At 60.9% G+C, this 14,245-nt stretch carries 16 protein-coding genes and 1 pseudogene; 7 read left to right on the top strand and 10 right to left on the bottom strand.

The genetic code is table 11. From position 1 onward, the window contains the following. Positions 1-12 precede the first annotated feature (12 nt). The 5 genes from NKH37_RS26040 to NKH37_RS26020 form a co-directional block, all read right to left on the bottom strand. Positions 13-852 carry a substrate-binding periplasmic protein gene (locus NKH37_RS26040; RefSeq protein ID WP_352642839.1) on the bottom strand — a complete coding sequence of 280 codons (840 nt, stop codon included), beginning with the start codon at positions 850-852 and terminating at the stop codon, positions 13-15. Between the two features lie 83 nt (positions 853-935). After that, the gene (locus NKH37_RS26035; RefSeq protein WP_353011131.1) at positions 936-1,676 is read right to left on the bottom strand and encodes a GntR family transcriptional regulator; all 741 of its coding nucleotides are present in this window, start codon (positions 1,674-1,676) and stop codon (positions 936-938) included. 31 nt (positions 1,677-1,707) lie between these two features. Continuing rightward, positions 1,708-2,091: a VOC family protein gene (locus tag NKH37_RS26030; RefSeq protein ID WP_353011133.1), complete on the bottom strand. Its 384-nt coding sequence runs from the start codon at positions 2,089-2,091 to the stop codon at positions 1,708-1,710. Between the two features lie 20 nt (positions 2,092-2,111). Next, positions 2,112-3,683, bottom strand: coding sequence for an AMP-binding protein (locus NKH37_RS26025; protein ID WP_352642834.1), 1,572 nt, complete (start codon positions 3,681-3,683; stop codon positions 2,112-2,114). 7 nt (positions 3,684-3,690) lie between these two features. Beyond that, the gene (locus NKH37_RS26020) at positions 3,691-4,857 is read right to left on the bottom strand and encodes an acetyl-CoA acetyltransferase (RefSeq protein WP_352642832.1); all 1,167 of its coding nucleotides are present in this window, start codon (positions 4,855-4,857) and stop codon (positions 3,691-3,693) included. A gap of 249 nt (positions 4,858-5,106) precedes the next feature. On the opposite strand from NKH37_RS26020, the gene NKH37_RS26015 reads away from it, so the two are divergent. Continuing rightward, complete coding sequence (locus tag NKH37_RS26015) at positions 5,107-6,318, top strand: epoxide hydrolase family protein (RefSeq protein WP_353041727.1); 1,212 nt, start codon at positions 5,107-5,109, stop codon at positions 6,316-6,318. Between the two features lie 55 nt (positions 6,319-6,373). On the opposite strand, the gene NKH37_RS26010 is transcribed toward NKH37_RS26015, so the two are convergent. Continuing rightward, the gene (locus NKH37_RS26010; protein WP_353041725.1) at positions 6,374-7,048 is read right to left on the bottom strand and encodes a helix-turn-helix transcriptional regulator; all 675 of its coding nucleotides are present in this window, start codon (positions 7,046-7,048) and stop codon (positions 6,374-6,376) included. A gap of 218 nt (positions 7,049-7,266) precedes the next feature. Between NKH37_RS26010 and NKH37_RS26005 the strand changes: the two genes are divergently transcribed. The 3 genes and pseudogenes from NKH37_RS26005 to NKH37_RS34100 all read left to right on the top strand — a co-directional run. After that, positions 7,267-7,572, top strand: coding sequence for an alpha/beta fold hydrolase (locus NKH37_RS26005; protein WP_352642826.1), 306 nt, complete (start codon positions 7,267-7,269; stop codon positions 7,570-7,572). A gap of 64 nt (positions 7,573-7,636) precedes the next feature. Further along, positions 7,637-8,938, top strand: coding sequence for a glucoamylase family protein (locus NKH37_RS26000; protein WP_352642824.1), 1,302 nt, complete (start codon positions 7,637-7,639; stop codon positions 8,936-8,938). Between the two features lie 291 nt (positions 8,939-9,229). Further along, a pseudogene (locus NKH37_RS34100) lies at positions 9,230-9,678 on the top strand (alpha/beta fold hydrolase); the annotation flags it as partial. A 445-nt stretch (positions 9,679-10,123) separates the two neighbouring features. Here NKH37_RS34100 and NKH37_RS25990 read toward each other — a convergent pair. The 4 genes from NKH37_RS25990 to NKH37_RS25975 form a co-directional block, all read right to left on the bottom strand. Further along, positions 10,124-10,291 carry a hypothetical protein gene (locus tag NKH37_RS25990; protein ID WP_502897830.1) on the bottom strand — a complete coding sequence of 56 codons (168 nt, stop codon included), beginning with the start codon at positions 10,289-10,291 and terminating at the stop codon, positions 10,124-10,126. 36 nt (positions 10,292-10,327) lie between these two features. Then, a complete protein-coding gene (locus tag NKH37_RS25985; protein ID WP_353041721.1) occupies positions 10,328-10,780 on the bottom strand; it encodes an ATP-dependent DNA ligase in 453 nt (150 codons plus the stop codon). Positions 10,781-11,034: 254 nt separating this feature from the next. After that, complete coding sequence (locus NKH37_RS25980; protein ID WP_352642856.1) at positions 11,035-11,154, bottom strand: topoisomerase DNA-binding C4 zinc finger domain-containing protein; 120 nt, start codon at positions 11,152-11,154, stop codon at positions 11,035-11,037. 237 nt (positions 11,155-11,391) lie between these two features. Further along, a complete protein-coding gene (locus NKH37_RS25975) occupies positions 11,392-11,802 on the bottom strand; it encodes an SDR family oxidoreductase (RefSeq protein ID WP_352642818.1) in 411 nt (136 codons plus the stop codon). A gap of 322 nt (positions 11,803-12,124) precedes the next feature. Here NKH37_RS25975 and NKH37_RS25970 point away from each other — a divergent pair, with 322 nt between their 5' ends. The 3 genes from NKH37_RS25970 to NKH37_RS25960 all read left to right on the top strand — a co-directional run bounded on the left by NKH37_RS25970 (position 12,125) and on the right by NKH37_RS25960 (position 14,241). Continuing rightward, on the top strand, positions 12,125-12,424 hold the full coding sequence (locus NKH37_RS25970) for an XRE family transcriptional regulator (protein ID WP_352642816.1): 300 nt from the start codon (positions 12,125-12,127) through the stop codon (positions 12,422-12,424). A gap of 507 nt (positions 12,425-12,931) precedes the next feature. Further along, on the top strand, positions 12,932-13,516 hold the full coding sequence (gene rnk, locus NKH37_RS25965) for a nucleoside diphosphate kinase regulator (RefSeq protein WP_353041720.1): 585 nt from the start codon (positions 12,932-12,934) through the stop codon (positions 13,514-13,516). A 161-nt stretch (positions 13,517-13,677) separates the two neighbouring features. Next, entirely contained in the window at positions 13,678-14,241 is a 564-nt protein-coding gene (locus tag NKH37_RS25960) for a GreA/GreB family elongation factor (protein ID WP_353041718.1), read from the top strand. The last annotated feature ends 4 nt before the right edge of the window (positions 14,242-14,245 follow it).

Raw genomic sequence — 14,245 nt, 5'->3', positions numbered from 1 at the left:
TCCTGTCAGTGCTTAGCTGCAACAGTTCGGAAACGGAAAATACCGCTCGACCGGAAGCAGACCCCACTTTTCGAGAACCTTGCGGAGCCCACCGGAAAGCTGGAGCTGTCGGTTCTGCTCGTCGAACGCCTGCCTGAGCGCAATGTCGTCCTTGCGGAAGCCGGCGCCCACAGCATAGTCGCCGATGGGCATCTTATAGTTCAGTATCTCGACCGGCAGCGTCGGATCGTTCTTCAGCGCGTCGGCCGCAACCATGTCGTCGAAAGCGGCCGCATCCAGGCGCCCGGCCCGCAACTCGGCGAGGATCTGCGGAATGTTCTTGTAGGCCTTGACCGTGACGGAGGAGTCGGCTGCCGCCATCTTGTTCAGCCAGTCCAGCTGGATGGTTCCCAGATAGGACCCGACCGTATGGCCCGGGAAATCGGCCTCGCTCTTGATCTTGGCGGGATTGCCCTTGGGTACCACGAGCGCCTGCCCGGCGCGGTACATCGGCGCCGAGAACGCGATCTGCTCGGAGCGCTTGACGGTGATCGCGATGTTATCCGAGATCAGGTCGCAGCGGCTGGTGTTCAGTGCCGAGATGATTCCCGAGATCGGCACTTCATAAAGTTCGATTTCCGGCACGCCCAGCGGTTCGAAGATGGCACGGACCATGTCGATGTCCGTGCCTTCCACCTTGCCGCTGGTGGGGTTCTTGTAGGCGTATGGAACGTCGTTGGATGAGCAGACAACCACCTTCTTGGCCACCTGGATGCGGCTCAGCGATTCATCAGCAGCACTTGCGGCGGACGAGGCAAAGGCTGCGGCGGCGCAAAGCGACGCGGCGACCAGAAAACTGCGCTTTCTTGACATATCATTCCCCTTATTGGCGCACGATTGATTGTTCATTGTTAACAATTATTTTTGCCGTGAAATGTGTCTCCTTTCGTTCGTTCCTAAGACACAGAGCGACCGACAGAGCCGCCCCGGGTGCGGTCTTCGGATCGGCCCTCCGCCTCGCGGAGCCATTCAACCAGACGTTCGCCATCTGCGGTGTTGTGTTCCGCGGCAAGCCGCTCGGCCTCGCCAGCCCGACCTTGCCGCATCGCCGCGATAAGGGACTCATGGGTGACGATGTAGTCCTGCAGCGAAAGAAACTTGCTGACCAGAGACTGATAGAGGCGGACCTGGCCGGCGATCAGCGCGTAGTGGGCCTGCAGGGCGGAATGCTCGGTCAGCTCGGCGATCGTCAGGTGAAGCTGGAAATCCGCTTCCACGGCGCGCGTCCTCGCGCCGGATGCGACCGCCTTGACGACCTTGTCGTAGGCTTGGTCCAGCCGGTCCCGCTTGGCTTCGGTGATGGCCTCGGCCAAGAGCCGCGCGGCGAAGGCCTCCAGCGTGTTGCGCAGGGTGAACAGCTCCCACGCATCGCGAGAGCTCAGCGACCTGACGCTGTAGCCGCGGTAGGGTTCCTGGACGATGAGCCCTTCATGTACCAGGAGCCGCAGCGATGCCCGGATCGTTCCGCGGCTGAGCCCGAACGACTCGGCGATCACCTCTTCCGTCAATTTCTCGCCGGGCGCGAACACGCCTGTCAGGATCGCGTCGCGCAGCTTGTCGGCGGCCTGCGCATCAAGACTGCGGCGGGCAACCTCCATTTGCGGAGCGGGTTTGCGGTTCAGTTTCGGACGAGCCATGGAATGAGCCTTGAATGGAAGCGATGCGATGTCAGGATGTGTAGCACGCAACTTCAATGAGATTGCTGTCGGGATCCCGGAAATAGACCGAGCGCATCGCGCCGCGTGCGCCGGTCTGGTCGACAGGCCCCACCTCGATGGAAATCTTGAGCGCGCCCAGTTCCTGCACGATGTCGTCGATGCCGCCTTCGGCGATGAGGCACAGATCGCCCGTCCCCGGCGCGGGAATGTCGGCATGAGGCGTGTATTCGGAGCGATACGGATGTAGATTGATCTTCTGGTTGCCGAAATGCAGCGCGTTGTAGGTGCCATCGAACACGACATGGCGCATGCCGAGCACGTGCCGGTAGAAATCGATGGTCTGCGCCATGTCCCTGACGGTGAGCACCACATGATCCAGGCCTTTTATCTTCATTGTCGCCACCTTCTGCTCGGTCAAGCCGCGCGCTCGTGCTCTTCCGCGAGCCTTTTGATGATCTCCCGCTTCAGCACCTTGCCATAGGCGGACTTCGGCAGCTCCGGCCAGAACACCACCTGGTTGGGAAATTTGTATCTTGCGATGCGGCCGTTGAGGCCGTCGATGATATCCTTCGCGGCAATCTCGCAGCCGGCCTTCGCCACCACCACCGCCACCCCGCATTCACCCCATTTGGGATGCGGCATGCCGACCACCGCCGCTTCGTCGATCCGCTCGTCGTCGAGGATCACCTCTTCGATCTCGCGCGGATAGACGTTCAGCCCGCCGGAAATATACATGTCGGAGGCGCGGCCGGTGATATGGAGAAAACCGCGCTCGTCGAGGAAGCCTAGGTCGCCGGTGTGGAACCAGCCGTGCCGGAAGGCTTTTGCTGTCGCATCCGGATCGTTGTGATAGCCGAGAAAAGCGGCCTGGCCACGGGCGCAGATCTCGCCCGTTTCGCCAACAGCAAGGCGCCGGCCGTCGGCATCAAGGATCGCGACCTCAACGCCGGTGCGAGGCACCCCGCAGCTGCCCACGGCATGGTCCGGCGAGCCGGCCTCCGCCAACCCGTGCTGGCCAGGCGACAGCACGGTGATGTTGGCGGTAAACTCGCCAAGGCCGTAATGTTGGACGAGGACGTTTCCGAGCTTGGCCATGGCGAGCGCCTGGTCGGACCGGAACATCGGCGCGCCGCCATAATTCACGTGACGCAGCGAGCTGCGGTCGTGGTGATCGACGGACGGATGCTCGACCAGGGTCTTGAGCAGCGTCGGCACGGCGAAGAAATTCGTCACCTTGTGCCGCGCGACCGTCTGCCAGACCGTTTCCGGGTCAAGCGACGTGGCCGTCAGGATGATCTGCGGTGCGCTGCGCGCCACATGGGCCAGTGCATGAATGCCAGCGCCATGCGACAGCGGCGTTATGACGAGCGATGCGTCTTTCTCGCTGGTGCCCGGAAACATGTCCGCCAGATGGCTGGCGACGACGAACGCCAACTGGCCATGGGTGAGCACCGCGGCCTTGGGGCGCCCGGTGGTGCCCGACGTGTAGAAAAACCAGGCCGGCTGGTCCCGCTCGACATCCGCCTCGACAAAGCTGTCGTCGCCGTCGGCGAGAAGTTGCTCGTAGACGAGACTGCCTTCGAGTGGGCCGTCAAGGCAGACGGATATCGGCGCCGGATCCAACTCGGCCCGCGCGGCCTCGCAATGCTGGGGGAATTCGCCGTCGAAGACGATCGCCCGCGCCGAGGCGTGTCTGGTCATGTAGGCGACCTCGGCCGGCGTCAGCCGGAAATTGACCGGGACCCAGACCGCGCCCAGCTTGAAGCAAGCCCATTTCACTTCGAAGGCACGGTGGCTGTTGCGCGCCTGAACCAGGATCCGGTCGCCCGCACGAATGCCTGCGTTAACCAGCGCATTGGCGAGCCGGTTGACCCGCCGGTCGACCTCCAGCCAGGTGAATGTCCGCTCGGACACGACGACGCCGGGATGGTCGCCGAAGCGCCGCGCGTTCTGCGTCAGGAAGTGGCCTATGTTGAAGGTCGACACGGGCGCTTCACCTGAGCGGTTCGAGAATGGTGGCATAGTTGGCGACCGAGACGCCGCCCATATTGAAGACGCCGCCCAGCCGGGCGTCCTTGACCTGCATGTCGCCCGCCTCGCCAGTGAGTTGCATGGCGGCGTTGACCAGCATCGAGACGCCAGTGGCGCCGACCGGATGGCCCCTTGCCTTCAGCCCGCCGGACGGGTTGACGGGAAGTTCGCCGCCCATTTCGGTGATGCCGTGCTCAATCGCGCGGGCGCCCTCTCCGCGCGGTGCGATGCCCAGCGCCTCATACTGGATGAGTTCCGAGATGGTGAAGCAGTCATGCAGCTCGATGAAATCGAGATCGCGGTTGGTCAGGTGGGCCTCAGCCATCGCCCCGGACCACGCGTGCGCCGCGCCTTCGAAGGACGTGACATCCGCCCGTCTCGACAGTTGCAAATAGTCGCTGGTCTGGCACATGGCGCGCAGTGCGACCGCCTTCTTCATGCGCAACGCTGTGGCGGCGTCCGTCAGCACCAGCGCTGCGGCACCGTCGGAAATCAGCGCGCAATCGGTGCGCTTCAACGGGCCGGCGACGATTGGATTGCGATCCGATTCGTTGCGGCAGAAGTCGAAGCCGAGATCCTGGCGCATATGCGCCAGCGGATTGGTGACGGCGTTGCGATGGTTCTTGGCCGCGATCCTTGCCAGGGCGTCCGACTGGTCTCCGTATTTCTGGAAGTAGGAAGAAGCGATCTGTCCAAAGACGCCGGCAAAACCGCCCTCGATCGATTTTGTCTCCTCGACATAGCTCGCCTTCAGTAGCGCTCGGCCGACCGCGGCGCTGTCCCGCGCCGTCATCTTCTCCACGCCGACCACCAGGACAAAGCGTGCCCGCTTTGATTCGACCGCGCGAGTCGCCTGATAGGCGGCGGCAGTGCCGGTGGCACAGGCATTTTCGATCCTAGTCGCCGGCTTGAAGCGCAAGTCCGGACTGCCATTCAGCACCAATGAGGACGGAAAATCCTGCTCGACGAGGCCCGGGTTGAAGGTGCCGACGAAAATCTCGTCGATCTCGCCGGCCAGCAAGCCGGCGTCGGCCAGAGCGGCTGCGACAACACCGGCAATCAGTTCTTCCAGGCCGGCGTCCAGCCTGCCGAATTTGGAGTGCGACCAACCAACCATGCATGTGAGCATTTCAAGCGCTTCCGACTGCGAATTTCGAAGATCATCGCGCGCTTTTTTATTAATTGTCAACAATTGATTTTTATTACACGAACCTCAGGATCTGGATCGCCACGGAGGCTACGGCCGAGAATGCCGAATAGCTTCCTCACTCTTTGGCCGCATCAGCGGCGGTGCAGGGCCATGATTTTCGCAATTTTACAATCGCTTCGCTGCCGCGCCCCCTAGCCTCACCTCATCACAACGCGCCGGAGACAAGAGATGAGCCGCCGTCAATTTGCCAAGACCCTCGCCGCCTCAGCTTTACTCGGTGGCTTCGCCAGCAAAACCACGTTCTCACAGGAGACCTCTGCCATGACCAAACCGACAGCTTTCGAAATTGCTGTGCCCGACGCCCAGCTTGCCGACTTGAGATACCGGCTCCAGCACACGCGCTGGCCGGATGAGCCGGCCGATGCAGGCTGGGCTATGGGAACCAACCTCGGCTATATGAAGCGGCTGACCGAATACTGGGTCAATGACTACGATTGGCGGCGAGCCGAGGCGGGATTGAACGCGCTTGCCAATTTCAAGGCCAGTATAGACGGGATCGCTCTGCATTTCGTCCACCAGCCCTCGAAGAATCCGAACGCGGTTCCGCTCCTGCTGCTGCATGGCTGGCCAGACTCTTTCTATCGTTACCACCGGGTGATCGAGCCGCTCTCCGAGGACTTCCATGTCGTTGTCCCCTCCATTCCAGGTAGCGGCTTTTCCGGCAAGACCGCCCTGCCAATGGACACAGTCGCCGATCTGTTCGCACGTCTGATGATCGAGACGCTCGGCTATGGAAAATTCATCGCCGCGGGCGGTGATGGCGGCTCCATCATCTCCATGTCGCTGGCCCAGCGTCATCCGGAGGTTTTGCTCGGTTACCACGTGACCGATGTCGGCTATCCGGACCAGAGCACGGACTTTGCTGCCCTGACTCCGCCGGAACAGGCCTATGCCGGCGCCATCCAGCAGTGGTTCTTCACCCACGGGGCCTTCAATCTGGTGCATGCGACCAAGCCACAAAGCCTGGCGTTCTCGATGAACGACTCGCCGGTCGGCCTCGCGGCCTGGATCATGAGCTTCATGGCCGGAATGGGCGTTGGCAGCGAGGCGGATGCGCGGTTTGGCCGTGACGACCTGCTCACCAATATCATGATCTATTGGCTGACCGAAACGGCGCCCTCGTCTTTCCGGATCTATAATCAGAATGCGATGCAGCCGCCGACCATCCAGGGCAAGAACACCGGCGTTCCGGTTGCGGTGGCCAGCGAAGCGCCCATCTCGGGTGGCGTGCGCCTTCCGCGTGAATGGGCGGATCGGCAGACATCGGGGAACGTGGTTCAATTTCACGACATGGAGAATGCCGGGCATTTCGCGGCTTGGGAGGACCCTGGCTTCTTTGTGGGCGACATCCGCCAGTTCGCGGCGCTCCTGAAGGGCTGATCTCGGTAGGAGGCCTTCACTCCACGGGCGCCGGGCGGGACTTGCTGCCCGGCGCTCATAGTTTGTGAACCAACTCGAGATCGGATGGCAGATGCCCCATGATGTTCTTGATGGATTTGATCATGTGCGGCTGATCGGAAAAGCCGAGATCAGCGGCAACCGCTGCAGGAGCTTCGCCGCTTTTCAACCGACGCACCGCCTCCTGGGCGCGCCGGATCATCTGAAAGTCCTTCATGGTGATGCCGGTCGTTCGCTTGAAATGCTGCTGGACCGAGCGTTTCGACGCGGCCTTCGGCCTTTCGGAGAACGCCCTGGCGACGAGATCGTCGGATTTGAGAAGCCCTGCCCGGATCATCCGGTCGATGAGGTCTTCGGCATTGGCGAATGTCGGCAGCGGAAGGTCGGTCCCGTCAAGATTGAAATGCTCGCCCTGCACCGGCAGGAGGCGGATCGTCGCGCCAGTCCTCACCTCGCTCTCGGTCGCAAGATAGACGTGGGCGGCGAAGGAGATGACGACCGAGTGCTCGCCCGCCACATAGGGAACGTCGACCAGCTCGGCGGCCTGCCCACTCAGGAAGATCGTCGGCTCACCATCGGGCGCGACGCTGAGGATCAAATCCCAGGACCCGTCCGGGGTGGCTCGGTAAACCCCATCCTCAAGACAGACTGTCTGCCATACCGTGTCGATCCAGGGATGGGACGAAGCGCGCTGCGTATGTTTCTGAGCCATCGCCTCGATGGGGTTGCGGATTTGCCACTGCTAAATCCCAAGCGGCGCTCAGATAGTGCAATGGCGGAAGGAGTTTCGCAATGCCATGGCCACGACGTCGCCGATTGCAGGGGCACACCAGGTTCCTTTATCGACCTCGCAAGATACGGATAGGATACAGGCGGTTTAGGCCGACAGCAGTGAGAGAGTAAATTCATTTGCAACAGGGAGACCGATCCATGAAAAACATATCAACGGAAGATCTCGACATCGGCTATGATGTTTACGGCACCCCTAGCGAGCGAGTTCCGCTTATTCTTCTGCACGGCTTTCCCGATGATGCGAGCGCGTGGCGGGAGGTCGGACGCCTGCTGGCCGCAGGCGGCCACTATGCCATCGCGCCGTATGTACGTGGATGCGGCCCAACGGCCTTCAAAGCAGAGACATCGCCGCGAAGCGGTCGGGCATCGGCCAGATCCCGCGACCTAATCGGCCTGATGGATACGCTGGGCATCGAAAAGGCGGTGTTCATCGTCGTGACATGACCCAAAGGCGACAAGACGACCAAAAAGGTGGGAAGCGCAGCGAAACCCCTCTATATCGACAGCCATGGATGCATCGAGCGACCACCCGCAGAACGACGAGCTTCTCTCGGACATCCAGCGCCTGTCCTTTGACTATTTTCTCAAAGAAGCCAACCCGGCGAATGGCCTGATCGCCGACCGCAACACCCCGGGGTCACCGGCCAGCATCGCAGCCGTCGGGCTCGCCCTCTCGGCCTATCCCGTCGGTGTCGAGCGCGGTTTCATGACGCGCGCCGCCGCCGCTGAACGGACGCTCGCCACGCTTCGCTTCTTCTGGAACGCGCCGCAAGGGCCCGAAGCCGACACAACGGGCCACAAGGGCTTCTACTACCATTTCCTCGACATGGCGACCGGCCGCCGCGTCTGGAAGTGTGAGCTGTCCACGGTCGATACGGCGCTTCTGCTTGCCGGTGCGCTGGCCGCCGGCGCCTATTTTGGCGAGGACGATGAATCCGAACTGGAAATCCGGCGGCTTGCCGATGCGCTCTACCGGCGCGCCGACTGGCGATGGGCGCAGAACGGTGGCGCTACCGTCACCCATGGCTGGCGGCCTGGAAAAGGCTTCCTGCGCTATCGCTGGCAAGGCTACGACGAAGCGGTGATCCTTTATGTGTTGGGTCTCGGCTCGCCAACGCATCCGTTGCCGCTCGAGAGCTATGCGGCCTGGCTATCCACCTACAAGTGGAAAAAGATCTATGGCCGGGAATTGGTTTACGCCGGTCCACTTTTCATCCACCAGCTCTCGCATATCTGGATCGATTTTCGCGGCATCCGCGATGCTTCCATGCGCAACCACGACTGCGACTATTTCGAGAACAGCCGAGAGTCAACCTACCTGCAACGCGACTACGCCATTCGCAATCCGAAGGGCTTCAGCGGTTATGGCGAGAATTGCTGGGGCATCACCGCCAGCGACGGCCCAAGCCCGACAAAACGCCAAATCACGGTCGGTGGCCGCCGCTTCTTCGGCTATCTGGCGCGCGGTGCGCCATTCGGCCCTGATGATGGGACGTTGTCGCCGTGGGCAGCGATTACCTCATTGCCCTTTGCGCCAGAGATCGTTCTGCCGGCACTGCGCTATTTCCACGAGATCGACCTGCAAGAGGGGAACCCTTACGGCTTCACCGCAAGCTTCAATCCGACAATAGCAGCCGCCGACGGCCGGCCATGCGGTTGGGTATCGCCGGACCATGTCGGCATCAATCAGGGGCCGATCACTCTAATGATAGAGAACTACCGCTCGGGCTTCCTGTGGCGCCTGATGCGCCGCGTGCCGGCCATCATCGCGGGACTGCACCGAGCCGGTTTTTCGGGCGGTTGGCTATAAGAAGTCGAGATGACAAAGCTCCCCGACTGATACCGGGACTCTTGACTGCTAGCGCATGCCGCATTTGCTGCGAATGTCGGCTTAGAGGCGCATTGTACTCGGCAGCATTGGTGAAGGTTTTCCGATGCGGGTCGCGGCGCGAGGGTGCATGCGGGGCCGGCGTCGGCCCCGCGTTGGACAACCTTCACCCACTCGGACGTAGGGAACCTAAGCTGCAGATCTCGATAGCTGACGTTGAAACTGGTCTCCCACCAGAGCGTTCCGAAAATGTAGCGGATAGGGAAAGCACGTATGTTCGATGGATTCGAACTGGAACGGATCAAGCTTCCCGAGGCCACGCTCCGGTTCCGAATTGGTGGCAAGGGGAGAGCCGCTACTGCTGTTGTGGTCATCCTCGCACACATGCAACCTGGCACCGAGTAGCGCCGATACTCGCCGAGCAATACACCGTTGTCTGCCCGGACCTGCCTGGCTTCGGCCAGTCCTCCAAGCCTGCCGACACACCGGATCACGCTGGGTCGTCGAAGCGAGGCAAGGCAAGAGATTGCGTTGCACTCATGCGCCAGCTCGGCTTCGGCCGCTTCGGCCTCGTCGGGCACGACAGAGGATCTTATACGGCCTTTCGAACCGCAATGGACCACCCGGACTCGGTCAGCCGCCTCGCGATCCTCGACGGCATTCCAATCGCGGACGCGTTGGCACGGTGCGACGCCCGCTTCGCGTCTGCTTGGTGGAATTGGACAGGCAACTTGTCTTGAGATTGAGCAACTGCAAGTTCTCTTCGGGCCTAGCTGATACATGTATAAATTGACCCAACGTCATGATAGGTGAAGACCGTATCGAGGTCGGAACTGAGAGAGTAATTGCATGTCGAGCAGGTTCGTCCGGCCCGTGGTGGTGCAAATTGGCGGGCATGACCGTGAGCGCGTCATATTCGATGTGAATGACGCAGGCACGATCCTGCTGCGAAGTTTCCCTCATCAGACGGAGAAGCGAAAACTGGCCATGGATGCATGACTTCAGGTTCTGCGTGGCGAAGCCAGACGCCGGTAGCGAGACGAGCCTTCGTTGCAGCGGCGTTAGAAGCGAAAATTCTACGCAGCGACTGAGGTCCAAATGATATTAGCCTCGATCACAGTGGCAGCGGCGGATGGCCGGCGAGATCACGAAGTTCGGGTTTTTGGTTCAAAACGCGAGCACCGCCTGTGCATATGTTTCGCGCGGCTGCGAAACCAAGAACGTGCGGGCAGGCAACGGCCGAAGCAGCTCTTCTTCCAAGCAGGTCCCGTCGAGCCAAGCCATCCGCTGATCGCGCCGCAGCACCGCCATCTGCCGGTCGTGGAAGGGCGCCACGTCGTCGTTCGCCTCGATCGTCAGAATGGCATAACCCTAACGCCAGTCCCGTGTCGCCGGCGCCAGACTCCAGCGCGCTTTGCGATCGACGAGCGGAAGCTTCGCAATGCTCTCCCCGTTCAGGAACAGAAGATCGAAAGCAAAGAAGACAAGATCGCCCGTGCGGCCCTCGTCCATAGCGGCCTGCAGGCGGCTGAAGGAGGTGACGCCGTCTGCCCGAACGGCGCACAGTTCCCCGTCGACATATGCCTCTTTCACCGGGAGCGCGCGGAGGGCCGCTATCGTCGCGTGATAGCGATGCGACCAATCGAGGCCGGTGCGGGTGAGCAAGCGGATGTCGCTGCCGTCGATCCGCGCGTGCATGCGGCATCCGTCGTACTTGATTTCCTGAAGCCAGTCGGGGCCGTCGGGCGCTTCGTCGACCAGGCGCGTCAGCTGAGGCTCGATCCATTTCGGCGGATGCGTATTATTCGGCTTTGTGGGATTCACCGTCTTCCGCGCCAATTGAGATAAAGCGTCGTCATGCGGGCCAGACTACCACATGATAACGGTATAGAACGTCGGGAATGTTGCGACCTTTCGCGTAAATGGACAACGGCGCGTCGAGCGCTGATCTGGATTGATCGTGACAAAAGAGTCCGCGTTGGGATTCCGCGCGGCGCGGCGTCGTGCGTATCGAAACGGCGTCCGCGCGGCAGCATCGCCCGGATGCCGCTGCAACTGCGCAAGCGGTGCTCCTGGCGTTAGGCGCGTCTATCCAGGTGCGCCGTCGATTGCGCCGGAACACCTTCGCTGTGCCTGCAATCAGGGAACTGATTGCATCCGTGAAACACCGTCCCGTTCCTGTTGCGCTTCTCGACCATTTGGCCCACCAGACAAACGGGGCATTGACGCAAGGCAGCGCCTTCGATCGTCTCGTAGCGCATCTCATCCCCGGCTATCTCGCAAAGTTCCCGATATAGCGGGACGGCTGGCGGCTGTTGGCGATGAGGTATACGCCCCGTTTGAACCAGCGGGACGCGCCATGAGCGGCCCCTTAGGGACAAGGCATCGAATGACCGCAGTGGGGCCGGAAGCAGACGGTCAGGTTCTGGAACGAACTAGGCAGAGAGCTGCCAACCGCCATCGATCAATAAACTCGTTCCGGTAATCATCGCCGCGGGGTCGCTGGCTAAGAAAACGCCCGCCCCGATGATGTCCTCCAACTCACCGACACGTCCAAGCTTATCTTGCGCATCGTCGTCCATCGGTTGTTCGAGTGCATCACGGATCACGCGTGTTGCATCGGAACCAACCATGCTCTCGGCCAGTGTTGCATAGGTGATCGGCAGCCGGGTCTGTGGCAGGAGCAGTTCCTCGCGCAGCCGTGTCTTGAGGGCATTGTCATCCGAAGGAGTGATTGGACCGCGGTCATCTACGTCGAAGCGGCTGGCAGATACCATTCGCCCGACCACATGACGCTGAACCCTGCCGGAAAGTATTCTGCCGAAATCGTGTTCAAGCCTGTCCATTATCATCATCGCCGAGCCCAAGGTGCCCTTCGCGCGATATCGCCAAGAACTCCCCTGGCGTTGAGACCTGCTGGCTGGCACCCAATCTGTCAATTTCGCTATGTGTGAGCTTCAGTCATCCTTGTATGCAAGACAAACGAAATTTATTGCCGCTTTAGCACAATTATTTTGCATTAGAATTTCGATTGCGGCGCGTGACGCAGCCCTTCCTTTTTGAATTCGATATGCACTTTTGATTGGGTCAAGCGATCGCACCCCGGAGTGTCCTGGCTTGCAGCAAGCCGTGATTTCGGCCCCGAAAGCGGTAGCAGGAGATTTTACGATGATCACTGGTGCTCAATGCCGTGCCGCTCGCGCGCTGGTCGAATGGACCCGTGACAAGCTCTCCGGCAGTTCAGGCGTGGATGCGTTGGTCATCGAGGAATTCGAGCGTCGGATCAGCCTTCCCGACCAGGATGTTTGCGACACGTTGCAAACCGCGCTTGAAAATGCCGGCGCCGTTTTCATTGCCGAAAACGGCGGCGGTATCGGCGTTCGTCTGAAACTCAACCGCTCGGAAGTCAGGCGGATCGGCGTTCTGGAGAATGAGGGCGGCATTGTCGGGACAGACGCCGTTCCATAGACTCAAGGTTTTCGGGCTCGATGAACTCACGGCAACAGCCCGTGGCTCGACAATCAGAATTCGCATTGGCTGGACAATGCAAACATGGGAGGTGGCCGTCATGACGGTTATCTGGGACGCTCTAACTGAGGAGGAGCAAACGGCACTCAAGCGAATGAACCGCGGGCCTTACCCATCTCTATCAAAAGCCTTGGCCGAACGCCTTGTCTTCCTCGGATTGGCGGAAGAAAGACCGAGCGGAACCGGGATAAACAGGGCCGGAAGAGAGCTGGTGATAACTACTCTGCTTGGTGCTCGCCCTGACTAACTTAGGGTTGATGCCCGCCCAGGTGCACCGAGGTGGCTGGCTTGACTTCCCGGATTGCTTCACCAACTATGGTCTTATGAACGCCGCAGTCAAAATTCATCGCGATATTCTTTTCCGGGTTTGTCCCATAGCGGGAATGTAGCCCCCGGCTCAGTTGCCATACGCCCTGAGCCGAGGGGCGGTGCGTTAACCCACATGGGATGATCCGCAGGGCCGCGAGCCTCTGGGGCATCGGCGTTTTCAGCAAGTTTTTCCACGAATTGACTCAGTTCCGGCACCCTTGGTGGGCGGCTGGTCCGGGCAGAAGCACGAGTATTCAAATGCAAGACAACACGAAAACCCGGCGCAAGCCGAACATCCGCATCTCGCAGTCGGATCATGCGCGTCTATCGGCGCTTGCGAGCACTGTGGCTGTACGAAATCCGGAGGCTTCCGATGAACTGCTCGCCGAACTCGAGCGGGCGCGTATCGTCGCCGATGGTTCGGTCTCCGCTGATACCGTCCAGATGGGTTCGTCGGTGACGTTCAAGCCCGATACGGACGACGCGAAAACAGTCACGCTGGTTTTTCCTGGCGATGCGGATATCTCCGCAGGCAAGGTTTCAATCCTCACGCCGATTGGCACGGCCCTGATCGGCCTCCCGGCTGGACAGTCGATCATGTGGACCGCCCGAGACGGGCGCCGGCACGAATTGTTGGTGCTTGCCGTGAACCAGCCCGCCCCGGAAGGCGATGGAGCCGATCGGCTCGCACCAGCGTCTCCGACGATTGCGGCGAGTGTCTAGACATGGGCGTCTCCGTCCGTCTCCTCAATCATGCAGGCAGCCTGATCGCAGGAGTCTGACCCCTGCGCCGGCCCATCTGGGTCCGGCACAGGGGCAATTTCTCACTCCCGATCAATTTCTTATGGCTGGATCCCCTTGCGTGGGCCGGCCGGAGACGCACCATGCTCAATATCGACAGCTGTCAACTGACGACCAAGGACTACACAATTCTTGAGGTGATGCGGGAGCGCCATCCTTCCCGCAGCGAAACCTTCTCGGGTATCCTTCAACGGAAGATTTCGAGCGCAGTTGTGGTGTTTCGGGAAGACATCCCAGCAACCGTCGTGACGCTCAGCAGCCGCGTCGCTTATCGGGTAAACGACCGCCCTGCCGAAATCCGCATCGTCGCACATGACGAGATGCGCGGTCTGGTTGGCATGCTTTTGCCGATCACCAATCCGCGCGGCCTTGCGCTGCTCGGTCTGGCCGAAGGTCAGTCCATGTCCATTCCGACTGCAGACGGCGGCCTTGAAACCCTGACGGTCCAAGAAGTGGTTTATCAGCCGGAAGCCGCAAGGCGCGAAAGATTGAAGCTGGCGGGGGGTGTAGAGTCGGGCTCGTCGCGACCGGACGGACCGGTTCTCCGCGTCGTCCATCGCTCGGAGGAACTGCAGGACAAAGCGGAGAACAAAGTCGTGGCGGCTTTCGACACCGGTTTCGACGACCCTGGTCCGTCGGCCGCCTAAGAGC

Origin of the sequence: Mesorhizobium sp. M1217, from assembly GCF_040318275.1 — a bacterium.
Classification (GTDB): Bacteria; Pseudomonadota; Alphaproteobacteria; order Rhizobiales; family Rhizobiaceae; genus Mesorhizobium.
This window is presented reverse-complemented; position numbering and strand designations above follow the sequence as displayed.

What these genes read in the sequence shown, in the direction of transcription:
- NKH37_RS26040 (WP_352642839.1), bottom strand. Translation starts at nt 852, where the DNA reads ATGTCAAGAAAGCGCAGTTTTCTGGTCGCCGCGTCGCTTTGCGCCGCC.
- NKH37_RS26035 (WP_353011131.1), bottom strand. Translation starts at nt 1,676, where the DNA reads ATGGCTCGTCCGAAACTGAACCGCAAACCCGCTCCGCAAATGGAGGTT.
- NKH37_RS26030 (WP_353011133.1), bottom strand. Translation starts at nt 2,091, where the DNA reads ATGAAGATAAAAGGCCTGGATCATGTGGTGCTCACCGTCAGGGACATG.
- NKH37_RS26020 (WP_352642832.1), bottom strand. Translation starts at nt 4,857, where the DNA reads ATGCTCACATGCATGGTTGGTTGGTCGCACTCCAAATTCGGCAGGCTG.
- NKH37_RS26015 (WP_353041727.1), top strand. Translation starts at nt 5,107, where the DNA reads ATGAGCCGCCGTCAATTTGCCAAGACCCTCGCCGCCTCAGCTTTACTC.
- NKH37_RS26010 (WP_353041725.1), bottom strand. Translation starts at nt 7,048, where the DNA reads ATGGCTCAGAAACATACGCAGCGCGCTTCGTCCCATCCCTGGATCGAC.
- NKH37_RS26005 (WP_352642826.1), top strand. Translation starts at nt 7,267, where the DNA reads ATGAAAAACATATCAACGGAAGATCTCGACATCGGCTATGATGTTTAC.
- NKH37_RS26000 (WP_352642824.1), top strand. Translation starts at nt 7,637, where the DNA reads ATGGATGCATCGAGCGACCACCCGCAGAACGACGAGCTTCTCTCGGAC.
- NKH37_RS25980 (WP_352642856.1), bottom strand. Translation starts at nt 11,154, where the DNA reads ATGGTCGAGAAGCGCAACAGGAACGGGACGGTGTTTCACGGATGCAAT.
- NKH37_RS25975 (WP_352642818.1), bottom strand. Translation starts at nt 11,802, where the DNA reads ATGGACAGGCTTGAACACGATTTCGGCAGAATACTTTCCGGCAGGGTT.
- NKH37_RS25970 (WP_352642816.1), top strand. Translation starts at nt 12,125, where the DNA reads ATGATCACTGGTGCTCAATGCCGTGCCGCTCGCGCGCTGGTCGAATGG.
- rnk (WP_353041720.1), top strand. Translation starts at nt 12,932, where the DNA reads ATGATCCGCAGGGCCGCGAGCCTCTGGGGCATCGGCGTTTTCAGCAAG.
- NKH37_RS25960 (WP_353041718.1), top strand. Translation starts at nt 13,678, where the DNA reads ATGCTCAATATCGACAGCTGTCAACTGACGACCAAGGACTACACAATT.